The sequence below is a fragment of the Achromobacter sp. FW305-C-28 genome, from assembly GCF_058783235.1.
The window spans coordinates 190325-213626 of sequence record NZ_JBYSYL010000002.1; the positions used below are offsets into that span (position 1 = coordinate 190325).

21 protein-coding genes are annotated in these 23302 nt (G+C 67.6%); 15 read left to right on the forward strand and 6 right to left on the reverse strand.

The genetic code is table 11. From position 1 onward, the window contains the following. Positions 1-95: 95 nt before the first annotated feature. From AC3WMR_RS05830 to AC3WMR_RS05840, 3 genes are read left to right on the forward strand one after another with little or no spacing between them, the layout of a single operon-like run. Positions 96-2096, forward strand: a complete 2001-nt coding sequence (locus AC3WMR_RS05830) for a LamG-like jellyroll fold domain-containing protein (RefSeq protein ID WP_492263798.1) — start codon at positions 96-98, stop codon at positions 2094-2096. Positions 2097-2117: 21 nt separating this feature from the next. Further along, the gene (locus AC3WMR_RS05835; RefSeq protein ID WP_025138951.1) at positions 2118-2297 is read left to right on the forward strand and encodes a hypothetical protein; all 180 of its coding nucleotides are present in this window, start codon (positions 2118-2120) and stop codon (positions 2295-2297) included. 37 nt (positions 2298-2334) lie between these two features. Further along, the gene (locus tag AC3WMR_RS05840; protein ID WP_492263797.1) at positions 2335-4509 is read left to right on the forward strand and encodes a phosphocholine-specific phospholipase C; all 2175 of its coding nucleotides are present in this window, start codon (positions 2335-2337) and stop codon (positions 4507-4509) included. A gap of 100 nt (positions 4510-4609) precedes the next feature. Here the strand turns inward: AC3WMR_RS05840 and AC3WMR_RS05845 are convergent, their stop codons facing one another. Further along, positions 4610-5518, reverse strand: a complete 909-nt coding sequence (locus AC3WMR_RS05845; protein ID WP_025138949.1) for a LysR family transcriptional regulator — start codon at positions 5516-5518, stop codon at positions 4610-4612. Positions 5519-5672: 154 nt separating this feature from the next. On the opposite strand from AC3WMR_RS05845, the gene ggt reads away from it, so the two are divergent. The 6 genes from ggt to AC3WMR_RS05875 all read left to right on the forward strand — a co-directional run bounded on the left by ggt (position 5673) and on the right by AC3WMR_RS05875 (position 13860). After that, positions 5673-7301, forward strand: coding sequence for a gamma-glutamyltransferase (gene ggt, locus AC3WMR_RS05850; protein ID WP_492263796.1), 1629 nt, complete (start codon positions 5673-5675; stop codon positions 7299-7301). A gap of 35 nt (positions 7302-7336) precedes the next feature. Beyond that, positions 7337-8851 (forward strand): ABC transporter substrate-binding protein, encoded by a 1515-nt coding sequence (locus AC3WMR_RS05855; protein WP_492263795.1) that lies wholly within the window; start codon positions 7337-7339, stop codon positions 8849-8851. 133 nt (positions 8852-8984) lie between these two features. Continuing rightward, positions 8985-9929: an ABC transporter permease gene (locus AC3WMR_RS05860; RefSeq protein ID WP_025138946.1), complete on the forward strand. Its 945-nt coding sequence runs from the start codon at positions 8985-8987 to the stop codon at positions 9927-9929. Continuing rightward, on the forward strand, positions 9926-10804 hold the full coding sequence (locus AC3WMR_RS05865; protein WP_199167692.1) for an ABC transporter permease: 879 nt from the start codon (positions 9926-9928) through the stop codon (positions 10802-10804). Before AC3WMR_RS05860 ends, AC3WMR_RS05865 begins: the two co-directional genes overlap by 4 nt. 14 nt (positions 10805-10818) lie before the next feature. Further along, positions 10819-12678 (forward strand): dipeptide ABC transporter ATP-binding protein, encoded by a 1860-nt coding sequence (locus tag AC3WMR_RS05870; protein ID WP_492263944.1) that lies wholly within the window; start codon positions 10819-10821, stop codon positions 12676-12678. Between the two features lie 198 nt (positions 12679-12876). Beyond that, on the forward strand, positions 12877-13860 hold the full coding sequence (locus AC3WMR_RS05875) for a Bug family tripartite tricarboxylate transporter substrate binding protein (protein ID WP_492263794.1): 984 nt from the start codon (positions 12877-12879) through the stop codon (positions 13858-13860). 55 nt (positions 13861-13915) lie between these two features. Here AC3WMR_RS05875 and AC3WMR_RS05880 read toward each other — a convergent pair whose 3' ends face one another. After that, positions 13916-14566: a LysE family translocator gene (locus tag AC3WMR_RS05880; protein ID WP_492263793.1), complete on the reverse strand. Its 651-nt coding sequence runs from the start codon at positions 14564-14566 to the stop codon at positions 13916-13918. 199 nt (positions 14567-14765) lie between these two features. Between AC3WMR_RS05880 and AC3WMR_RS05885 the strand changes: the two genes are divergently transcribed. After that, the gene (locus AC3WMR_RS05885) at positions 14766-15302 is read left to right on the forward strand and encodes a YaeQ family protein (RefSeq protein WP_492263792.1); all 537 of its coding nucleotides are present in this window, start codon (positions 14766-14768) and stop codon (positions 15300-15302) included. Positions 15303-15317: 15 nt separating this feature from the next. On the opposite strand, the gene AC3WMR_RS05890 is transcribed toward AC3WMR_RS05885, so the two are convergent. Further along, on the reverse strand, positions 15318-15989 hold the full coding sequence (locus tag AC3WMR_RS05890) for a Rossmann-fold NAD(P)-binding domain-containing protein (RefSeq protein ID WP_492263791.1): 672 nt from the start codon (positions 15987-15989) through the stop codon (positions 15318-15320). Between the two features lie 10 nt (positions 15990-15999). After that, entirely contained in the window at positions 16000-16851 is an 852-nt protein-coding gene (locus tag AC3WMR_RS05895) for an oxidoreductase (RefSeq protein WP_492263790.1), read from the reverse strand. A 126-nt stretch (positions 16852-16977) separates the two neighbouring features. On the opposite strand from AC3WMR_RS05895, the gene AC3WMR_RS05900 reads away from it, so the two are divergent. The 4 genes from AC3WMR_RS05900 to AC3WMR_RS05915 all read left to right on the forward strand — a co-directional run bounded on the left by AC3WMR_RS05900 (position 16978) and on the right by AC3WMR_RS05915 (position 20595). Beyond that, entirely contained in the window at positions 16978-17529 is a 552-nt protein-coding gene (locus tag AC3WMR_RS05900) for a TetR/AcrR family transcriptional regulator (protein ID WP_175193841.1), read from the forward strand. Positions 17530-17672: 143 nt separating this feature from the next. Further along, a complete protein-coding gene (locus AC3WMR_RS05905) occupies positions 17673-18272 on the forward strand; it encodes a TetR/AcrR family transcriptional regulator (RefSeq protein WP_492263789.1) in 600 nt (199 codons plus the stop codon). 120 nt (positions 18273-18392) lie between these two features. Continuing rightward, complete coding sequence (locus tag AC3WMR_RS05910; RefSeq protein ID WP_492263788.1) at positions 18393-19091, forward strand: SDR family oxidoreductase; 699 nt, start codon at positions 18393-18395, stop codon at positions 19089-19091. 85 nt (positions 19092-19176) lie between these two features. After that, on the forward strand, positions 19177-20595 hold the full coding sequence (locus AC3WMR_RS05915; RefSeq protein ID WP_492263787.1) for a DHA2 family efflux MFS transporter permease subunit: 1419 nt from the start codon (positions 19177-19179) through the stop codon (positions 20593-20595). Positions 20596-20626: 31 nt separating this feature from the next. On the opposite strand, the gene AC3WMR_RS05920 is transcribed toward AC3WMR_RS05915, so the two are convergent. Continuing rightward, positions 20627-21247 carry a chorismate--pyruvate lyase family protein gene (locus AC3WMR_RS05920; RefSeq protein ID WP_492263786.1) on the reverse strand — a complete coding sequence of 207 codons (621 nt, stop codon included), beginning with the start codon at positions 21245-21247 and terminating at the stop codon, positions 20627-20629. Between the two features lie 126 nt (positions 21248-21373). Here AC3WMR_RS05920 and AC3WMR_RS05925 point away from each other — a divergent pair, with 126 nt between their 5' ends. Continuing rightward, positions 21374-22105: a pseudouridine synthase gene (locus tag AC3WMR_RS05925; RefSeq protein WP_025138933.1), complete on the forward strand. Its 732-nt coding sequence runs from the start codon at positions 21374-21376 to the stop codon at positions 22103-22105. 83 nt (positions 22106-22188) lie between these two features. Here the strand turns inward: AC3WMR_RS05925 and AC3WMR_RS05930 are convergent, their stop codons facing one another. Next, a complete protein-coding gene (locus AC3WMR_RS05930) occupies positions 22189-23094 on the reverse strand; it encodes a LysR family transcriptional regulator (RefSeq protein WP_025138932.1) in 906 nt (301 codons plus the stop codon). Between the last annotated feature and the right edge of the window lie 208 nt (positions 23095-23302).

Consider the following 23302-nt stretch of genomic DNA (forward strand, 5'->3'; position numbering starts at 1 on the left):
TCGATCAGCGATTCCTTTCTTTGCTTCATGCGTCGTTCACCTTGCGAAGCCACTATGTGGGCCACCCACAAAGCGGGTTTCGAAAGGGAAAGAACATGCAGGTAATGAAGTGGAAGCGCTGGTGCGCGGCGCTGGCCGCCCTGGGCGCGTTGGCCGGATGCGGCGGCAGCGACGACAAGAACGACGACGAGGCGACGCCGCCGCCGGCCACGCAGCCGCCCGCCGCGTCTGCGGCCAACAAGGTGCTTTTCATCGGCGTGGACGGCCTGACGTACGACGCCTACCGCCAGAGCGTGGCGGACAAGTCCCTGCCCAGCCTGGCGCAACTGACCGTGACGCGCAGCTGGACCGGCGGCGTGACGGGCGGCGTGACGCAGCAACCCACGCTGTTGGTGCCGGGCTGGACCACGCTCCTGACCGGCCAGTGGGCCGACCAGCACGGCGTGCGCAGCAACGCGCCGGGCCAGGCGCCCAAGACGCCGACGCTGTTCCAGCGCGTCAAGACGGCCAAGCCCGCCGCACGCACCGCGGCGGCCTTCAATGCGACGTTGCTGGCCAGCCTGGCGGGCAACGACCGCGCTGCCGGCTACCTGCAAAGCCTGACCGACTGTGCGGGCGTGGACACCTGCGTGGCCAGCCAGGCGCGCGATCGCATCACCGAAGGCTATGACGTAGTGGTGGCGCAGTTCGGCGCGCCCGAGACCGCGGCCCTGGCCGCCGGCTTCGGCGCCGGCTACCAGGCCACTTTGCGCCAGACCGACAGCGCTATCGGCGCCTTGCTGGCCCAGGTGGCCGGCCGCCGCGCCGACCATCCGGAAGAGAACTGGCTGGTGGTGGTGGCGTCCAGCCACGGCCTGGACCGCACGGGCGGCAGCGACGGCCTGCAGCTCTCGCTCAACAAGACCACGCTGCTGGCGGTGAACCGGCCGCAATTGCTGGGCGGCAGCGCCGACGACGCGTCGTTCGACGGCGTCTGGAACAGCGCCTGGTACGCCTTGCCCAGCGCCGCCGACGCCGCGCCCACCGTGCTGGCGCACCTGGGCGCCATGCCGGCCGCCGGCCAGTACGACATGGCGGGCGCCGCCCTGACCGAGTCGGTGGCCCTGCGCCGCGCCGCCAGCCGCACGTCGATGGACAACAAGAGCGTGTCGCTGAACTGGACCCGTGTCGGCATCCCGACCGGCGACATCGTGATTGCGCGTGACGGCGCCGAAATCGCCCGCCTGCCCGGCACGGCGACCGACTACGTCGACACCGCGTTCTCGTTCACGACCGAAGGCATGCACGAGTTGAACTACACCATCTCGGTGGGCAATGCCGTGACGGCGGTGCGCGCCACGGTGGTGTACACGGCGCCGGTGCCGCTGCTGGCGTCGCTGCGTACCGGCCTGACGCTGCTGTTCCCGTTCGAAGGCAACCTGACCGACAAGGCGGCCGGCGGCGGGGCGATCACCCCCTACGACGGCACGCAGACGCCGGTGTTCGCCGACAAGGGCGTGTTCGGCAAGATGTTCCAGAACGTGCGTACCGGCGACCCCATCGGCGCCTTCAAGCTGGACTATCCGGCGGGCCTGCTGGACACCGTCAACGCCTTCACCATCGGCTTCTGGTACCAGTCGGACGGCACCGCCAACGACCGCTCCATCCTGGGCAACAAGGACTACAACTCGGGCGGCAACCCCGGCATCACCATCGCCCAGTGGGCCGGCCCCGAGCTGCGCTTCAACCTGGCTGGCGGGACCCGGGTCGACATCAACGGGGTGAAGTTCACGCCGAACAAACCCGTGTACGTGGCCATGTCCGTGGACAAGACGGCCAAGACCATGTCGGCCTACGTCTATGACCCGGAACTGGGCTTCACCAGCCGTTCCACGCCCACCGCCGCGGTCGACCTGACCAAGATCGCCGGCCTGTTCGGCCCGCACCTGGGTCTGAATGAAGACGGCAAGGGCACCTACGGCGTGTGCTGCGCCGGCACCAAGGGCCCCTACACGATGTATTTCGACGACCTGGCCTTCTGGTCGCGCGCGCTGACCGAAGCCGAGATCAAGTCGCTGGCCCTGTCCGGCAAGTCCGTTTCCGAACTGATCCCCTGATGTCCCAAGGATAGACACAACATGAATACTTCTCCGATCTTGCGCGCGTTCCTGCGCCTGGGCGCGGTGCTGATGATCGCCGCCACCCTGACCGCCTGCGGCGGCGACAAGGACGACGACAGCGACAGCGGCACCCCCGGCGGCGGCAACCCCGAGACGCCGACCCAGCCCGCCAAGCCCCAATTGCGTTGCGCGCCCTGACGGCGGCGCCTCAATCAGAATTCAAGGAATAGCACCTGTGACGTCCGAAAAAGACCCGATCCACGCCGGCAAGCGCCGCTTCCTGCGCAACGCCGCCGCCTCGACCGCCGGCCTGACCGCCTTGTCGATGTTCCCGCCGGCCATCCGCCGCGCGCTGGCGATTCCCGCCAACAACCGCACCGGCACCATCAACGACGTCGAGCACGTGGTCATCCTGATGCAGGAAAACCGCTCGTTCGACATGTACTTCGGCACGTTCAAGGGCGTGCGCGGCTTTGGCGACCGCATTACCGTGCCGCTGCCGCAGAACCGCTCGGTCTGGGAACAGACCAACGGCACCCGCGTGGTGCTGCCGTATCACCTGGACAGCACCAAGGGCAACGCCCAGCGCGTGTCCGGCACGCCGCACGACTATCTGGACGCGCAGAACGCCTGGGACGGCGGCCGCCTGTACCAGTGGCCGCGCTACAAGCAGAACCAGTCCATGGGCTACTACACCCGGCAAGAGCTGGGCTTCCAGTTCGCGCTGGCCGAGGCCTTCACGTTGTGCGATGCCTATCACTGCGCCTCGCACGGCGGCACCAACACCAACCGCCTGTTCCACTGGACCGGCACCAACGATCCGCTGGCCCAGGGCAACGGCCCGTCCACCCGCAACCAATGGGACGGCCTGGGCGCCTCGACCATCGGCTGGACCTGGAAGACCTACCCCGAGCGCCTGCAGGAAAACGGCGTGACCTGGAAGGTCTACCAGAACCTGCCCGACAACTTCACCGACAACCCGCTGGCCGGTTTCCGCCAGTTCCGCAAGGCCTACGAACTGTCGGGCAACGACCCCACCGTCACGCCCAACCCGCCGGCCTGGACGCCCGCATCGGACGCGACCAACCCGCTTTACAAGGGCACGGCCAACACCATGCCGGACGGCGGCCTGCTGCAGGCCCTGCGCGATGACGTGATGAACGGCAACCTGCCGCAGGTGTCCTGGATCGTCGCGCCCGCGAACTATTCCGAGCACCCCGGCCCGTCGAGCCCGGTGCAGGGCGCCTGGTACATCCAGGAAACGCTGAATGCCCTGACGGCCAACCCGGACGTCTGGAGCAAGACCGTGCTGCTGGTCAACTTCGACGAGAACGACGGCTTCTTCGACCACGTGCCGTCGCCGGCCGCGCCGTCGATCAACCCGGACGGCTCGATGGCGGGCGCATCCACCGTCAACACCGACCTGGAACGCCACACGCGGCCTTCGGCCCAGGATGCGGCCGACAACCGCGTCTACGGCCCCGGTCCGCGCGTGCCGATGTACATCGTGTCGCCCTGGAGCCGCGGCGGCTGGGTCAATTCGCAGGCGTTCGACCACACCTCGGTGCTGCGTTTCCTGGAAGCGCGTTTCGGCGTGGCGGAAAAGAACATCAGCCCGTGGCGCCGCGCCGTGCTGGGCGACCTGACGTCGGCCTTCAACTTCGCCACGCCCAACGACGAAAAGCTGCCCGACCTGAGCTTGCTGACCAAGGCCCAGGCGGACCAGACCCGTGCCGACCAGCAGGCGCTGCCCCAGGTGGCCTTGCCCGACACCACCACGCAGGCCAAGCCCGTGCAGGAAACCGGCGTGCGCTTCTCGCGTCCGCTGCCTTACGAACTGCACACCAGCGGCCGCGCCCAGCCGGGCACCAGCGCCATGTGGCTGGTGTTCGCCAATACCGGCACGGCCACGGGCGTGTTCCACGTCTATGACCGCCTGCACCTGGACCGCCTGCCGCGCCGCTATACGGTCGAGCCGAACAAGCAGCTGGAAGGCAGCTGGGATGCGGCCGCGGACGGCGGCAAGTACGACCTGTGGGTGATGGGTCCGAACGGCTACCTGCGCCATTTTGCCGGCGACCTGGCCCTGGCCCGCAGCGAGCAGCTCGATGCCGAGATCCGCGTCTGCTACGACGTGGCCAACGGCGACGTCTACGCCAGCTTCATCAACAGCGGCAAGAAACCGGTCACGTTCGTCGTCACGCCCAACGCCTACTACACCAATAATGAGAAGTGGTCGTTCACGGTGCCGGCGGGCAGCCAGGTGGAACAGTCGTGGGCCCTGAAGGCCAGCGGCGCCTGGTACGACTTCTCGGTGCGCCTGAACGAAGACCCCGCCTACCTGCGCCGCTTTGCCGGCCGCGTGGAAACGGGCAAGCCGACGGTGACCGACCCGGCGATGGGTACGTAAGGTACGGCCCCGCGCCCCGGGACCTGCCATGCCTGGGCAGGGTCCGGGGCCGCCCCGTATCGGCGGGCCCCCGGGCGCCACCGCATCCGGCCTGGCGCCGTCAGGCCGGGGCGGCCCCCTGCGGTTCGCGTGCCCGGAATGCCGCGGCGCAGGCCTCGCAGATGGCCGCGGTGATGCCCTGGCGGGCATGTTCACGGCGTTCCAGCATGCCGATGGCCCGCGACATCGGACCCAGGTCGGCGGGCAGGGGCAGGATGCGCAGTTCCGGACTGGCGTGCCAGTTCGAGCCGTTGATCAGCGGCAACAGCGTTACGCCGACCTCCTGGCGCACCAGCTCGACCAGGGTTTCGATCGCGTTCAGTTCCAGGAATTCGTTCAGCGGCACCGCCAGGCGCCGCAGCAGCCGGTCGATCTGCAGCCCGGTGCGCTGGGTCCGGTCGAACCGCAAAAAGGGGTTGCCCGCCAGCACCTGGCGGGCATCGCGGCCCGCAGCGGACGGCGAGGCGATCACCACCAGCGGTTCTTCATACAGCGGCACCCAGCGGGTGCTGGCCATCTTGCGGCCGGCTTCCACCAGGAACGCCGCGTCCAGCTCGCCGTCTTCGACCTTGCCGGCCAGTTCGCTGGCCTTGCCCGACAGAATCCGCACGTCCAGTTTGGGATGGGCCTTTTTCATGCCCGACACCACCTTGGACAGCGTCCCCATGCACGACACGATGCTGCCCACCGACACCGACCCCGCCAGTTCACCCGGGACGGTGCGCGGCAGCCGCATGCGGTCGTATAAATCCAGCAAGTGCTTGATTTCCGGTAGCAATTCCCGGCCGGCTGCGTTAAGAATGGCAAGACGCCCGCTGCGGTCGAACAATTCGCGCCCCAGCTCGGCTTCCAGCGAGCGCATCTGGAAGCTGACGGCGGCCTGGGTCAGGGCGACCTGCTCGGCCGCCTCGGAAAACGACCCGTGGTGGGCCACGGCCAGGAACGTGCGCAAGAAGCGGATGGTGCTCATCAGGGTGATTCCGGGGTTGAATCCAGGGGCGATCTGTGCAGGAAAAGCCCCTGTTGACTCACAAAAATTTCTTTTATGAGCGAACAAAAAATCAAATTGATTTAATTAGATCACGGGAGTACCTTCGCGGGCTTACCTATCTGAGACACGCGCCATGAAATCCTTCGACTGGGTCAACCCTTACCCCTCCGTCCGCATTCCGCTGTTCGCCCGCAACGTGGTGTCCACGTCGCACCCGCTGGCGGCCCAGGCGGGCCTGCGCATGCTGCTCAAGGGCGGCAACGCCGTGGACGCCGCCATTGCCGCGGCCGCCACCATCGTGCTGGTCGAACCGGTGTCGTGCGGCCTGGGCGGCGATTGCTTCGCCATCGTCTGGGACGGCAAGGAACTGCATGGCCTGAACTCGTCGGGCGTGGCTCCGGCCGCCTGGAACGTCGAATACTTCAAGCGCAAGTACGGCACGGGCCCCGACGGCCTGGCCATCCAGCCCAAGCGCGGCTGGGACTCGGTGACGGTGCCGGGCGTGGTCGCCGGCTGGTCGGCCCTGCACGAAAAGCTGGGCAAGCTGCCGTTCGAACAGCTGTTCGAACCCGCCATCGAAATCGCCGAGCGTGGGTACGCCGTGCCGCCGGTGGTGGCGCACAAGTGGGCTGCCGCCGCCCAGGAACTGAGCAATCAGCCGGGCTACGCCCAGGCGTTCATGCCGGAAGGCCGCGCGCCCAAGGTCGGCGAACACTTCCGCTTCCCGGACGCCGCCAACACGCTGCGCCGCATTGCCGAATCGCATGGCCGCGACTTCTATGAAGGCGAACTGGCCGAGCGCATCGCCGCTTTCGCCAAGGAAGGCGGCGGCGCCATGACGCTGGAAGACCTGCGTGGCTACCGCCCGGAATGGGTCAAGCCGATCTCCAAGTCGTACCGCGGCTACGAGCTGCACGAAATTCCGCCGAACGGGCAGGGCATCGCCGCGCTGATCGCGCTGGGCATCGTCGAACGCTTCGACATGGCCAGCTTGCCGGTCGACTCGGTGCAGTCGCAGCACGTGCAGATCGAAGCCATGAAGCTGGCCTTTGCCGACCTGTACAAGTACGTGGCCGACCCGCGCTCGATGGAAGTCACGCCCGAGCAGATGCTGTCCGACGACTACCTGGACAGCCGCGCCAAGCTGATCCGCCTGGACGGCGCCACCCACTTCGAAGCCGGCCGTCCGCATGCCGGCGGCACCGTCTACCTGACCGCCGCCGACGAAAACGGCATGATGATCTCGTTCATCCAGTCCAACTACATGGGCTTCGGCTCGGGCGTGGTGGTGCCGGGCACCGGCATCAGCATGCAGAACCGCGGCGTGGGCTTCTCGATGAATCCCAAGTCGGCCAACGTGGTCGAAGGCGGCAAGCGCCCGTTCCACACCATCATCCCGGGCTTCCTGACCCGCGGCGGCAAGCCGGTCATGAGCTTTGGCGTGATGGGCGGCGACATGCAGCCCCAGGGCCACATGCAGACCGTCGTGCGCATGATCGACTACCACCAGAACCCGCAGGCCGCCTGCTGCGCGCCGCGCTGGAAGGTCAACCGCGATTTCACGCTGGATATCGAGACCAATATGAAGGCTTCCACTATTGCGGGCCTGAAAGACCTCGGGCATGCTTTGAAGTCGGTGGACGATCCTTACATGGACTTCGGCGCCGGCCAGTTCATCTGGCGCATGTCCGAAAGCGACAACGAGTTGGGCTACGTCGCCGCCAGCGACAGCCGCCGCGACGGCCAGGCCGTCGGCTTCTGATACTCGGCAGTGCAGCCTCAAGGGGAAAAATCACAATGAAACGCTTGACCATGACCTTCGGCGCCAGCGTGCTGGCGCTGGCCGCCGGCGCCGCCTGCGCCCAGAACATCCGGATCGGCCTGCAGGAAGATCCCGACGTCCTGGACCCGCACCGCGCCCGCACCTACGTCGGCCGCATCGTCTTCACCTCGCTGTGCGACAAGCTGGTGGACATCGATCCCAAGCTGCACTTCGTGCCGCAACTGGCCACCTCGTGGTCGTTCAGCCCCGACAACAAGGTGCTGACCTTCAAGCTGCGCGAAGACGCGCTGTTCCACGACGGCAGCAAGTTCGATGCCGCGGCCGCCAAGGCCAACCTGGACCGCGCCATGACGCTGCCCGACAGCCTGCGCAAGGGCGAACTGGCCTCGGTCGAGAAGGTCGACGCGCCCGACGCCACCACGCTGGTGCTGACGCTCAAGCAGCCCGACGCCACGCTGCTGGCGCAGCTGTCCGACCGCGCCGGCATGATGCTGTCGCCCAAGACCTTCGCCGATCCCGACGTCGCCTCGGTGGGCCGCAAGCCCATCTGCTCGGGTCCGTACAAGTTCGTCGAACGCATCCAGAACGACCGCGTCGTGCTCGAGAAATTCGACCAGTACTACGACGCCAAGGACTACGCCTTCAAGCGCATCACTTTCCTGCCCATTCCGGACACCACCGTGCGCCTGTCGAACCTGCGCGCTGGCGACCTGGATATGCTCGAACGCCTGAACCCGTCCGACGCGCCGCAGGTCAAGACCGACGCCAGCCTGACCTTCGCGCCGGTGGCCGGCCTGGGCTTCCAGCAGTTCATGTTCAACGTGGGCAACGGCAAGCGCGCCGAAGACAACCCGTTCAAGAACAAGCTGGTGCGCCAGGCGTTCCAGCTGTCCATCGACCGCAACGCCATCAACGACGTGGCCGGCGGCGGCATCTTCGAACCGGCGCAGCAGCCGTTCCCGCCCGCCAGCCCCTACCACAGCGACAAGTTCCCCGTGACCAAGCGCGACGTTGCCAAGGCCCGCGCGCTGCTCAAACAGGCCGGCTTTGACCGCGTCAAGGCCGAGGTCATGTTCGGCAACAACACCACGACCTCCTCGGTGGCCGAAATGGTGCAGGCCATGGCGTCCGAGGCGGGCTTCGACCTGTCGCTGCGCCCCACGGAATACGCCGCCCTGCAAAAGGAATCGGCCGGCGGCAACTTCCAGGTCGTGATGCTGGGCTGGTCGGGCCGGGTCGATCCGGACGGCAACATCCATACCTTCGTGACCTGCAAGGGCGCCCTGAACGACGGCCACTATTGCAACCCGGAAGTCGACAAGCTGCTCAACGAGGCCCGCACGGTGCCAGATGAAACCCGCCGCCGCGCCATCTACGATCAGGCCCAGGCGATCATCCAGGACGAACTGCCGGGGGTGTACAACTACTACCAGCCGTGGCCGTTCGCGCTGGGCAAGAAGGTCAAGGGCTTCGTGCCGTACCCGGACGGCATGATCCGCCTGAAGGGCGTGACGTTCGCACAGAAGTAAACGGGATGCGGCGGCTTGCCGCCGCGCCCGCCGGCCGCGCGTTTCGCGCGGCCGCTTGTTTCCCGCGGTGGCCGTGCGCCAAGCCTGACCGGCCCGGCTGTCGTCCACCGCTTTTGTTCTACGGTTTTCCCACATGCTTAAACTTATCTTGCGCCGCGTGATCGTCGCGATACCGACACTGATACTGGTGTCGATGATCGTCTTCATGCTGCAGAAAATCCTGCCCGGCGATGCGGTGCTGACCATGGCCGGCGAAGAGCGCGATCCGGCCGTGCTGGATTACCTGCGCGAAAAATACCGCCTGAACGACCCCTTGCCGATGCAGTACGTCGCCTGGGCCACCCAGGTGGTGCAGGGCGATCTGGGCAAGTCGCTGCGCACCGACGTGCCGGTCACCACGCTGATCGCCCAGAAGCTGCCCGTGACCCTGCAACTGGCGGCCATGGCCATGTTCTTCGCGTTGCTGGTGGGCATACCCATGGGCATCCTGGCCGCGGTGCGCAAGGGCAAGCCCATCGAAATGGGCGCCAACATCGCGGCGCTGTCCGGCATGTCCATCCCCAATTTCTGGCTCGGCATCATCCTCATCATGGTGGTGTCGGTGCAATGGAAGCTGTTGCCGGCGTCGGGCTATGTGTCGCCGGCCGAAGACTTCTGGCTGTCGATCAAGACCATGTTGATGCCGGCGCTGGTGCTGTCCACCGCCATCGCCGCCTACCTGATGCGCCACACCCGCTCGGCCATGCTCGAAGCGCTGTCGGCCGACTACGTGCGCACCGCGCGCGCCAAGGGCGTGTCGCCGCGCCGGGTGGTGCTGCGCCACGCGCTGCGCAATGCCTTGATGCCCATCGTCACCCTGGTGACGCTGCTGTTTGGTGAATTGCTGGCGGGCGCCGTGCTGACCGAGCAGGTCTTCACGATCCCGGGGTTCGGCAAGCTGGTGGTCGACGCGGTGTTCACGCGCGACTACGCGGTGGTGCAGGGCGTGGTGCTCTGCGTTGCAGTGGGCTTCATCCTGATGAACCTGCTGGCCGACATCCTGTACATCCTGGTCAATCCCCGCCTGAGGCACTCATGAGCGCACTTCCTGCAACGGCCGCTGCCGTCACGCCGCCCCGCAGCCGCAACCGCGCCTGGGGCAAATTCAAACGCAACCACGTGGCCATGTTGGGCCTGGGCATCGTCGCGTTCTTCGTGCTGCTGGCCCTCTTGGCGCCGCTGATCGCCAACCACGATCCGTTCCAGACCAGCTTCACGACCATCCGCAAGGCGCCTTCGGCTTCGTACTGGCTGGGTACCGATGAACTGGGCCGCGACATCTTCAGCCGCATGGTCTATGGCGCGCGCGCCTCGCTCATGGCCGGCCTGGTGTCGGTGCTGATCGCGCTGGCCGTGGGCGTGCCGTTCGGCCTGGCCGCCGGCTATTTTGGCGGCTGGACCGACAGCTGCATCTCGCGCGCCACCGAAGCGCTGCTGGCGATTCCCTTCCTGATCCTGGCCATTGCGCTGGCGGCCTTCCTGGGGCCCAGCCTGATCAACGCCATGATTGCCATCGGCGTGTCCGCGGCGCCCAAGTTCGTGCGGCTGACGCGCGGCCAGGTGCTGGCCGTGAAAAACGAAGACTACGTCCAGAGCGCCCGCGCGCTGGGCGCCTCCGACTTGCGCATCATCGCCCGGCACGTGTTTCCCAACGTCATGCCCCCGCTGATCGTGCAGGCCACCATCACCATCGCCACGGCCATCATCGCCGAGGCCAGCCTGTCGTTCCTGGGCCTGGGGCTGCAGCCGCCGAACCCGTCGTGGGGCTCGATGCTGAACACCGCCAAGAACTTCATGACCCAGGCGCCCTGGATGTCGATCTTCCCCGGGTCGGCCATTTTCCTGGTGGTGCTGGGCTTCAATCTGCTGGGCGACGGGCTGCGCGATGCGCTGGATCCCCGTCAGGAAAAATGATCACCATGGCAACAATGGATTCCAAACGCGTCGTCCAGGTCAATGACCTGACCGTGCGCTTTACGACCCCCGAACGCACCGTGGAAGCGGTGCGCAACGTGTCGTTTCACGTCGACCGCGGCGAAACGCTGGCGATCGTGGGCGAGTCCGGCTCGGGCAAGTCCGTGACCTCGCTGGCGCTGATGCGCCTGGTGGAGTATGGCGGCGGCAAGATCGTCAACGGCGGCATGCTGCTGCGCCGTCGCAATGGCGAGGTGCTGGACCTGGTCAACGCGCCCGACAGCACGCTGCAACGCGTGCGCGGCGCCGACGTGGCCATGATCTTCCAGGAGCCCATGACCTCGCTCAACCCCAGCTTCACGGCCGGCAACCAGATCGCCGAAGCCTTGCAGCTGCACCAGGGGCTGGACGCTGCCGCCGCGCGCGCCGAAACGCTGCGCATGCTGGAACGCGTGCGCATTCCCGAGGCCCGCGCCATTCTCGACCGCTATCCGCACCAGCTGTCCGGCGGCATGCGCCAGCGCGTCATGATCGCCATGGCGCTGTCGTGCAAGCCGCAGTTGCTGATCGCGGACGAACCCACCACGGCCCTGGACGTCACCATCCAGGCCCAGATCCTGCAGCTGATCCGCCAACTGCAGGAAGAGATGGACATGGGCGTCATCTTCATCACGCACGACATGGGCGTGGTGGCCGAAGTGGCCGACCGCGTGCTGGTCATGTACCGCGGCGATAAGGTCGAAGAGGGCGGTTCCGACGAAGTCTTCGCGCGGCCGCAGCATGCCTACACCCGCGCCTTGCTGTCGGCCGTGCCGCGCCTGGGCGCCATGCACGGCACCGACGAGCCCGCGCCGTTCCCCTTGCTGAAGGTCGAGGAAGCGGCTCATCAGCCCCTGCCGGACCAGGCCCCCGTGGCGGCTCCGTCCACCGTGCGTCGCGAAAACGGCCCGGTGCTGAAAGTGCGCGACCTGACCACCAGTTTCGACATCACCGGCGGCATCCTGGGCCGGGTGCAAAAGCGCGTGCACGCCGTGGAAAAGGTCAGCTTCGACCTCTATCCCGGCGAAACCCTGTCGCTGGTGGGCGAGTCCGGTTGCGGCAAGACCACCACCGGCCGGTCGCTGCTGCAGCTGGTCAAGAGCCAGGGCGGCTCGATCGAATTCGACGGCCAGAACATTGGCGCGCTGCGCGGCAGCGCCATGCAGACGCTGCGCCGGCACATCCAGTTCATCTTCCAGGACCCGTTCGCCTCGCTCGATCCGCGCATGACGGTGGGCTATTCCATCATGGAACCCCTGCTGATCCACAACGTGGCGCGCGGCCGCGAGGCCCAGGAACGGGTGCGCTGGCTGATGGACAAGTGCGGCCTGGCACCCGAAATGATCGACCGCTATCCGCACGAGTTCTCGGGCGGCCAGCGCCAGCGCATCTGCATCGCGCGGGCCCTGGCGCTGAACCCCAAGGTCGTGATCGCCGATGAATCCGTGTCGGCGCTGGACGTGTCGATCCAGGCGCAGATCGTGAACCTGCTGCTGGACCTGCAACGCGAACTGGGCGTGTCGTTCCTGTTCATCTCGCACGACATGGCGGTGGTCGAACGCGTCAGCCACCGCGTGGCGGTGATGTACCTGGGGCAGATCGTCGAGATCGGCCCGCGCCGTGCCATTTTCGAGAATCCGCAGCATCCCTATACCAGGAAGCTGATGGCGGCGGTACCCATTGCCGATCCGCAGCGGCGCCACCGCGAGCGTTCGCTGCTGGTCGACGAGATCCCCAGCCCGATGCGCAAGCTGGGCGACGACCCCCTGGTCGAGCCGCTGGTGCAGGTGGGCGAAGGCCACTACGTCGCGCGGCACGCCATCGGCGTGTATTGATACGGTAGACGCCTGCAGGCGCAAGGCGGCCTGGACCAAAAGACGCGCGGCCCGACCTCGTCCGGCCGCGCTTCTTTTGGTCCGATTGTGAAACATTTATATCGGGGTAATCATTAATGGATCAAACGTTTCATAAGCGCCTACGATGACTGCCTGAGCCGGGCCGTCTCCCGGCCATAGAAGATCCAGGGGAAAACCATGTTGCACCGAGTCTTGAAACGTGGCGCCGCGCTGCTGTCCGTGGGCGCGGCGTGTTTGCTGGCCCAGGCCAGCCACGCGCAGGAATATCCGTCGCGGCCGATCCGGCTGGTGGTGCCGTCGGCGGCAGGCGGCTCGCCGGACACGGTGATGCGCCTGGTGGCGCAGGAAGCCGGCAAGCGGCTGGGCCAGACGCTGGTCGTCGAGAACAAGCCGGGCTCGTCGGGCATCGCCGGCATGCTGGACGTGTATCGCGCCGCGCCCGACGGCTACACGCTGGGCTACGCCAACAACGTCACGCTGGCGATCAACCGCAGCACCTTCAGCCAGCTGCCCTACGATCCGCAAAAGCTTACGCCCGTGATCTTCGTGCTCAAGGTCGCCAACGTGCTGGCGGTCAATCCGGACATGCCGGTCAAGACCCTGCCCGAATTCGTCGAATACGTGCGCCAGCATCCCGACAAGGTCACCTTTGCTTCGCCCGGCCAGGGCACGTCGGGTCACCTGACCGGCGAAATGCTGGCGCAGGCGTCCAAGCTGCGGATGATCCATGTGCCGTACCGCGGCAGCCCCGCCGCTACCACCGACGTGATCGGCGGGCAGGTGGATGCCATCTTCGACAACACCATCAGCATCACGCCCTACATCCGTTCAGGCAAGCTGCGGGCGCTGGCCTCGACAGGCCTGGCGCGTTCGCCGCAATTTCCCGACCTGCCCACCGTCGCCGAAGGCGCCTTGCCGGGCTTCGAAGGCGTGGCCTGGGGCGGCATCGTGGCGCCGCCGGGCACGCCGGCCGCCATCGTCGACCGCCTGAATCGCTGCTTCAATGAAGTGCTGGCCGATCCGGCCGTGCGCGACCGGCTGGTGGCGCTGGGCAACGATGAAATCGTGGGCGGCGCGCCGCAGGCGTTGGCGGACTACGCCGAAAAGGAAACCGTCAAATGGGCCGCCGTGGTGCGTGCGGCCAATCTGCCGGTGCAGTGACGGCAGTGTGCCCGGCGCGGCGGCACACCGACGCCGGCCGCGTGCCGCGCGGGCGTCAGCGCTTTTCCAGCGCCAGCCGGAGGCCGAAGGCGATGAACACCGCGCCGGTCATGCGATCCAGCCCTCGCATCACCGCGGGGCGCGACAGCCAGCGCGCCAACGGCCGGGTCGCCGCCACCAGCAGCGCGAACCACACCACGCCCAGCAAGGCGTGGATGCCGGCCAGCAGCAGGGAAAAGCGCAGCACGTCCGCGCCCGCGGGGATGAACTGCGGCAAGAAGGTGATGTAGAACACGCCCACCTTGGGATTGAGCGCGTTGGTCAGGCAGCCGCGTGCGAACCAGCCGGCCGCGCTGGCGCTGGTGGGCGCGGCCGCTGCCGGGGCATCGCTGGCGCCCGTTGCCGCGCGGCGGCCGGGCAGGGTGCGCCACAGCAGCTTGGCGCCCAGGTAGAACAGGTACACGGCCGCGCACAGGCGCAGCACATCGTAGGCCAGCGTCGATACCGCCAGCAGCGAACCCAGCCCCAGCGCCGCGATGGCGCCCCACAGCAGGCAGCCCGCGCAGATGCCCAGGCCCGCCATGAAGGCGCGGCGTCCGCCTTCGACCGCGGCGGTGCGCAGCACCAGGGCGGTGTCCAGCCCCGGCGTGATGGTCAGGATGGCGGCGGCCAGGGTGAAGGCGAGCAGGGCGGCGGTGGCGGTCATGAGGGTCTGCCTGAAAGGGAAACCGGCAGCTAGCAGACCGGGGGGAAAGCCGGCAAGCAAGCAGACCGGGGAAAAGCCGGCAACCCGCCGGCTTGAGCGCGCCAGCTACAGGCTGGCCGAGGGCGTCAGTGTAGCGCCGGGCGTGCAGGCGGTATCATGGCGGCCTTCGACAATTTGCTTTCTGAACGGATTTTTCGCCATGGCCCTGCGCGCCACCATCTACAAGGCCGAGCTCAACGTCGCCGACACCGATCGGCACTACTACGGCAGCCACTCGCTGACCGTCGCCCGCCACCCGTCCGAAACCGATGAGCGCATGATGGTGCGCCTGGTCGCGTACGCGCTGCACGCGCAGGAAGAACTGGCCTTCACCAAGGGCCTGAGCGACACCGACGAGCCGGACCTGTGGGTCAAGGACCTGACCGGCGCGATCAAGCTGTGGATCGAAGTGGGCCAGCCCGAAGAACGCCGCATCCTGCGCGCCTGTGGCCGCGCCGACGAAGTCATCGTGTATTGCTACGGCGGCTCGGCCAGCAAGATCTGGTGGGACGGCGTGCGCAACAAGCTCGAACGCACGCGCAATCTCAAGGTGGTCAACCTGCCGTCGGACCAGACCCGCGCGCTGGCCAAGCTGGCCGAGCGCACCATGCAGCTGAACGCCAACATTTCCGACGGCGTGGTGTATTTCTCGGCCGACAAGGGCGAAGTCAGCGTCGAACCCGAAGCCTGGCGTTAAGGCGCCTCGCAGGCGCTAGCCGCGTGCGGCCAGCGCCTGGATATCCGCCGTTTCCAGCACCGCCGACGGCGCTCCGTGGCGCGCCGCCGCCAGCATGGCCTGGCCCACGCTGCGCGTGGTCAGGATATGGCGCGGCAGCAGCCGGCGCAGCGGCGTCAGCAGCGGGCCGATCACCCGGTACATCCAGCGGTAGGCGGGCGTCTTGGACTGGATGCCGTCCAGCGGCTGGATCATGCCGGGCCGCATCAGGTACACCGCCTTGAACGGCAGCCGCAACAGCGCGTTTTCGGTACGGCCCTTCACCCGCGCCCACATCGTGCGCCCCTGCTCGCTGCTGTCGGTGCCGGCGCCCGACACGTAAATGAAGGTCATGCCCGGATTGGCGGGCGCCAGCGCGGTGGCGATGGCAAGCGTCAGGTCGTAGGTCAGTCGTTGGTAGTCGGCTTCGGTCATGCCGCCTGACGACACGCCCAGGCAGAAAAAGCAGGCGTCGTAGCCCGTGGGCAGCGGCTGGGCGGCGGCAAAGCCGAACAGGTCCGGCAGCACCCGGTCGCGCAGCTTCGCGTGTTGCAGCCCCGACGGCGCCCGGCCCACGGCCAGCACCTCGGTCACGTCGTCGGCCTGCAAGGCCGCGCGCAGCACGCCTTGCCCCACCATCCCGCTGGCGCCGAACAGCATCACTTTCATGGCGTGCTCCTTACATTTTGGCCGGCAGGCCCATGAAGGCCCGGGTGGACGCGTCACGCAGGCGGTCGCTGCCCAGCAGCTTGCCCACCCAAAGCATGACACGCGCGGCGCGCGGCGCGGTATAGGCCGATTTCGGCCGTGCCGCCGAAATGGCGCGCTGGGCCACGTCGGCAATCACGGCCGGGTCGCCCGCCATCTTCTGCAGGCGTTCGCTGGTGAACAGGGCGTGCAGCGCGCCGACTGCCGCGCCGTACGGGCCGGCGCCGGACACCTCCTGCATGTGGCCGGCCGCGATGTCGGCCCACTCCGAGCGGATCGCGCCCGGGCGGATCAGCACCACGTCCACGTCGAACGGCGCCAGTTCCTGGCGCAGCGACGACGACAGCCCTTCGACCGCGAATTTGGTGGCGTGGTACCAGCCGCCGTAGGGCGCGGCCTGCACGCCGCCGATGGACGTGATGTTCAGGATCTTGCCCCAGCGCTGCGCGCGCATGTGCGGGATGACGCGGCGGGTGATCGCCGCCAGGCCGAACAGGTTCACTTCGACCTGGCGGCGCGCTTCGTCCATCGGCATTTCCTCGACCGAGCCGTAGGCGCCGTAGCCGGCGTTGTTGACCAGGATGTCCACGCCGCCATGGCGGGCGGTGATCTGCGCCACGCAGTCGTCGATGGATGCGGCGTCGGTCAGGTCCAGCGGCAGCACGTGGATGCCGTGCTGGCGCAGCGCCGCCATGCGGTCGACGCGGCGCGCGGCGGCGTAGGTGGTGATGCCCATCGAGGCGAATCGCAGGGCAATGGCTTCGCCGATGCCGGAAGAGGCGCCCGTCACCAGGGCGACGCGTTGGGTAAGAGGGGAGGTCATGAGGGCGAATCCAATCGGCGCAGCAGGGTTGGGTAGGGTATTCAGGAATCCAACCAACTGGTTGGTTTTATCAATGTACGACCGGGGCCGCGATGTTGTCAACCAACCGGTTGGTTATAATTCGCCATGGCCAGAAATTCAGAAGACACCCGCAAGCGCCTGCTCGAAGCCGCCGCCGCCGAATTCGCCGCGTATGGCATTGCCGGCGCCCGGGTCGACCGCATTGCCGACGCTGCCCGCTGCAACAAGCAGGCGATCTACGCCTATTACGGCAGCAAGGACGGGCTGTGCGACGCCGTGCTGGACGCCATGGTCGAAGACATCCTGGAAAGCGTGCCCATCGATGCCTTCGACCTGCCGGGCTACGCGGTGCGCCTGTTCGACCGCTACCAGGCGCATCCCGAAACCTTGCGGCTGGCCGGCTGGTACCAGCTGGAAGGCAAGCCGCTGCCGCCGGCCGCCATGGCCTCCATGGGGCACAAGATCGATGCCGTGCGGCAGGCGCAAGAGGCCGGCCGTGTCAGCAAGCGCTTCAGCCCCGAGATCCTGCTGCTGCTGGTGCTGACCCTGACCCGGATGGGCGCGCCTGACAGCCCCGAGGCCCATAGTGGCATGGTGCCCCCGGCCGATTCGCGCCAGGCCATTGCTGACGCGGTGGCTCGCCTGATCGAGCCCTGACGCGAGCGGTGGTGGGGCGGCAACCTGTCGTCCCCTGGGCCGAAGCCCATTCCAGAATAAATACTGCGCCGCAACAAAAAAGAACGTGCAAAGTTCTTTGGGCGGATTTATATTACGACCATCATATTTTAGGAATCCCGATCATGGCCGGCCCCGCCTCCCGCAAAGCGTTATCCCACGAGCGCATCGTGGAAGCGGCCGCGCGTGCGATCCGGCGTGAGGGGTATGCCGGCGTGGGCGTGGCTGACGTCATGAAAGAAGCCGGTCTGACCCACGGCGGCTTCTACGCCCATTTCCCATCGCGCGATGCCATGCTGGCCGCCGCGATGGAACGCGCCGGCCGCGACGGCGCCGGCCGCATGGCGCAAGGCATGGCCCGGCGCCAGGCCGAAGGCGCCAGCCCGCTGCGCGCCATGGTCGAGAGCTACCTGTCCGACAGAATGCTGGTCAGTTGCGAAACCGGTTGCCCGATAGCCGCGCTGGCCTCGGAAATGCCGCGCCAATCGGCCGAGGTGCGCGCAGCCTCGGCCGCCCGGGTGCAGGGGCTGGTCAGGGCCTTGCAGCAGGCGCTGCCGGCCACTGCCGGCGAGCACGCCGCCATGGCCATCACTGCGAACCTGGTGGGCGCCATGCAACTGGCGCGCGCCCTGGGCGACAACGCTGAGGGCAGGGCGATGCTGGCCGCGGCGCGCCAGTCCATCCTGGATCAATACGACACCGAAGGCGGGCAAGCTTCCCATTGATGCCCGCCGTCGTCGGCCGCTGTCCGCGGCCTTTTTTCACTCCCTGAATATGATGATCATCATATTTATATAACCGGCCCCGCTATCAGGGCCACTGCTGCGAACCCGAAGGAACCCATCATGCAACTGAAGAACGCAACCGTACTGATCACCGGCGCCAATCGCGGCATCGGCCTGGCCTTTGCCCGCGAGGCCCTGGCGCGCGGCGCCCGCAAGGTCTACGCCGGGGCCCGCGATCCCGCCAGCGTCACGCTGCCCGGCGTAGAGCCGATCAAGCTGGACGTCACCCGCGACGACGACGTGACCGCCGCGGCCGCGCGGGCTGGCGACGTGACGCTGGTCATCAACAACGCAGGCATTGCGGACTTTGGCGGCTTCCTGGCCAAGGACAGCATCGAATCGACCCGCCGCCACCTGGAAACCAACCTGATCGGCGCGCTGCGCGTGGCGCAGGCCTTTGCCCCGGCGCTGGCCGCCAATGGCGGTGGCGCGCTGCTCAATGTGCTGTCCATCGCCAGCTGGATCAACCGGCCTAGCCTGGGCGTATATGGCATGAGCAAATCGGCCGCCTGGGCCCTGACCAACGGCCTGCGCCATGAACTGCGCGAGCAGGGCACCCAGGTGCTGGCGCTGCACATGGGCTTTGTGGATACCGACCTGACCCGTGACCTGGACGCGCCCAAGCTCAGCCCCGACGACGTGGTCAAGCAGGCGTTCGACGCGCTCGAGGCCGGGGCGAAAGAAGTGTTGGCCGACCCGCTGACCCGCCAGGTCAAGCAGGGCCTGTCCGCCGAACAGGCGTCCTATCTGCAAGCGTGATGGGCGCGGCCAGCCGGCCGCTTGCCTGCCTTTGACAGCCTCCCGTCGCCCTATTCCTTCCCATCGCCTTTCGAGCCCGACCATCATGTCCTCCCCTGCAAGTTCCGCGGCGGCCCAGCCCGCCGCCGTGCCGCACGCGGCCGCGTCGCCCTGGCCCATCTTCTGGATCGCCAGCGTCGCCGTCTTCCTGGTCTCGCTGGACGCGACCATGCTCTACGCCGCGTTCAGCGCCATGCGCGCCGGCTTTCCCGAGGCCTCGGCCGCCGACATGTCGTGGGTGCTCAATGGCTACACCGTGGTCTACGCGGCGATGCTGATCCCGTCGGGCGGCCTGGCCGACACGCATGGCCGCAAGCGCATGTTCATGGTCGGCGTGCTGCTGTTCCTGGCGGCGTCGGCGGCCTGCGGGCTGGCCGGCAATGTGGGCTGGCTGATCGCCGCGCGCGTGGCGCAGGCGGTCGGCGCCGCGTTGCTGACGCCCGCGTCGCTGTCCATCGTGCTGGCCGCCTTTCCGGCGTCGCAGCGTTCGGTGGCGGTCAGCCTGTGGGGCGCCGTGGCCGGCTTGGCCGCGGCCGTGGGCCCCAGCCTGGGCGCCTTCGTGGTGGACGCGGCCGGCTGGCCCTGGGCCTTCTACATCAACCTGCCGCTGGGCGCGCTGTCGCTGTGGTTCGGCGCCAGCCGGCTGGTGGAATCGGTGCGGCCCGAAGCGCGCCGCCGCGTCGACGGCGTGGGCATGGCGCTGCTGATGGTGGGCGTGGGGGCGGTGGCGTTGTCCATCGTGCAGTCCGAATCGCCCACCTGGACGCGCGGCGAGCTGTGGATGGTGGCGGCTGTGGGGCTGGTATCGCTGGCGGCCTTCGTGGGCTGGGCCCGCACCACGCCGCATCCGCTGGTGGACCTGTCGTTGTTCAAGCATCGCACCTACCGCTACGTGAACCTGGCCACGCTCAGCTTCGGCATCGCGTTCGCGATGATGTTCTTCGCCTTCTTCTTCTACATGACGGGCGTCTGGCACTACAGCCTGCCGCGCGCCGGCCTGGCCGTCACGCCGGGGCCGTTGCTGGTGATGCCCACCGCGATCATTACGGGCAAGCTGGCGGCCCGCCTGGGGCACCGGCCGTTCCTGGTAGGCGGATCGCTGGTGTACGCGGCCAGCGGCCTGTGGTTCCTGTTGATGCCGGGCGCCGAGCCGGCGTATCTGACGCAATGGCTGCCGGGGCTGATCCTGAGCGGCCTGGGTGTGGGCATGGTGCTGCCGTCACTGGCCGGCGCCGCGGTCAACCGCCTGCCGCCGCAGCACTATGCGGTGGGCAGCGCCGTCAACCAGGCGACGCGGCAGATCGGCGCGGTGCTGGGCGTGGCGCTGACCGTGCTGCTGCTGGGCAAGGGCTCGCTGAGCCATGCGGATTTCGATCCGCTGTACATCGGCCACGTGGGCCTGGCGCTGCTGACGGCGCTGTTGTGCCTGGCGGTGGATACCCGGCCGCGGCCTGCGCATGCCTGAGCGCGCGGGCAGGGTGCGCCACGCGCAACGATCAGCGCGGGGTGCGCTGGTGCGGGACCAGAGGCGGCGCCTGGCGGCCCGTCACCTGTTCCCAGAAGCCCGGCAGGAAGCATTCGGCCACCAGCAGCGGCTGGCCCTGGCGCCAGAACACCGAACGGCGAGCCCAGACGCGGTCGGCATCCTGCGGCCGGCCGCCTTGCGCCAGCGCCGTGGTGGCGGTGGCATGGAACGGCACGGGCGAGGCCAGGCGCCGGCACGCGAACGGCGAACGGATGACGGTGCTGTCGTGGTAAAGCATGTCGGCCAGCGGCCGCGTCAGCAGGCGGCGCATGCCTTGCCAGGCGCCATGCGAGGCGCGCAGCGGCGTCAGGCTGCGCGCCGGCACGCTGTCCACGCCATTGACCGACATCAGCACCTCGCGCACCCACACCGGCGAGCCGGGGGCGATGCGCATGGCGCGCGCTTCGTCGGCGGGGGCGCCGTCGGCGTATTCGGCCAGCACCCGCAGGCGTACCTGGCCGACCTGGCGCAGGCCGGCGGTCAGGGCGCCGGGACGGAACAGCCAATGGCGCTGCGCCAGGGGCAGCACGGGCGGGGCGCTGGCCAGCCAGCCCGTTGCCAGGGGAGGGTGATGTGCTACGGCTAGGTTCATCATGGCTGCGTATTATGCCAAGGGCTGCGGGCAGATTCGCGCCCGCGCCCTGTGTCCGATTGCCGCAGGGGCGCCGGGCAAGGCGCGGCACCGGCCGCGCGCCGGGCTCCGCATACAATACCGCCCATGGAAAAAGTACGAATCTCCAAGCTCATGTCCGAGCGTGGACTCTGTTCGCGCCGCGAGGCCGACAGCTATATCGAACGCGGCTGGGTCCGGGTCGACGGCGAAGTGGTGTCCGAACTGGGCGCCAAGGCCTATCCCGACCAGGTCATCACCCTGGAACGCGCGGCGCAGGCGCGCCAGACCTCGCGCGTCACCATCCTCATCAACAAGCCGGTGGGCTACGTGTCAGGCCAGGCCGAAAAAGGCTACACGCCGGCCGTCGCGCTGATCGACGCGCGCTCGCGCTTCGAAGGCTGCCGCAGCCCGCAGCGCTTCGAACGCGGCCACCTGGACGGCCTGGCCGTGGCCGGGCGGCTGGACATCGATTCGCAGGGCCTGTTGGTGCTGACGCAGGACGGCCGCATCGCCAAGCACCTGATCGGCGAGGATTCCAGCGTCGACAAGGAATACCTGGTGCGGGTGCAGGGCGACCTGTCCGACCACGGCCTGGCGCTGCTCAACCATGGCCTGTCGCTGGACGGCAAGGCGCTCAAGCCCGCGCAGGTGCGCTGGCAGAACCACGACCAGTTGCGTTTCGTGCTGCGCGAAGGCAAGAAGCGCCAGATCCGCCGCATGTGCGAACTGGTGGGGCTGAAAGTGGTGGGGCTCAAGCGCGTGCGCATCGGCCGGGTGTCGCTGGGCGACCTGCCGCTGGGGCAATGGCGTTACCTGCGCGACGACGAACGCTTCTAGGGGCCGGCGCCCGCGCGCCGCTCAGCGCGGCGCGGGGCCTGGCCGCCGCGCCACAAACTTTTCAGTCTGTTTCCGAACCGCCTTCATTTCATGAAGGGCGCGGTATCCTTCGCTTGCCCGTCGCCACCCAGGCGCTCCATCAGGAATTCGATGAAAATCCGGGTCTTGGCGGGCAGCAATCGTGTTTCCGTGACGGCATACACCGGAAACGGGCCCAGCTGCCAATCGGGCAGCACACGCCGCAACTGGCCCGATTTCTGTTCGGCGGTCTGCCCGCCGACCAGCACGGTGATTCCCGCGCCCAGCATCGCCAGGCGCCGGGCCATCGCCACGCCATTCACGGAAAACCGGTTGCCCGGCGTGAACTGAATGTGTTGGTCGCCGCTGTTCAGCGGCCAGCGGGTCACCCGGCCGGCGCCTTCGGCGCGGAACTCGATGCACTCGTGGCGGGTCAAGTCGCTGGGGTGCGTGGGTTCGCCATGTTTCTCCAGGTATTCCCGCGAGGCGTACAGATGGGCCGGCAGCATGCCCAGCAGCCTCGCAATCTGCGTCGAGTCGGGCAGATCGCCGATTTCGATGGAAATATCGCAGGTCTGGAACACGCGCTGTGCGTGGTCGGGATTGGCAAGGTCCAGGAAAAAGGTGACGTCGGGATAGCGGCGCGAGAATTCCATGAACGATTCAGCCAGGAAGTCCGTGCCGAAATCCGCAGGCATGTTCACCCGCAGCGGCCCCGACGGCGTGTCGACCAGCTTCTGCAGCTCTTCATGGGCGATCTGGGCCTCGGCCACGATGCGCTGGCAGCGTTCGAAGTACAGCCGGCCGGCGTCGGTCAGCTCGACCTTGCGGGTGGTGCGGCTGAGCAGGCGCAGGCCGACCGAACGTTCAAGTTCGGCCACCTGGCGAGACAACGTGGATTTCGGGACTCCCAGCGCGGCCGCGGCGCGGCTAAAACTACGCGTCTTGGCGACCTCGACGAAGAGTTCCATGCCTTGTAAGCGTTTCATGAAAGCGATTCTGTCACACGATGGGGCTCAAGATTGTCCCATATCTGGAATGATGTTTTCTCCATATGCCCCTTTGTTTCTGGAACGGGATAACGCAAAATGCAATTTCTGCAATGCAGCATTGCGTCTAAGCCCCGCCTGATGCCTGAGGCAACACCACCCCAGTCAATCCTCGCGATCCCGACCGCCG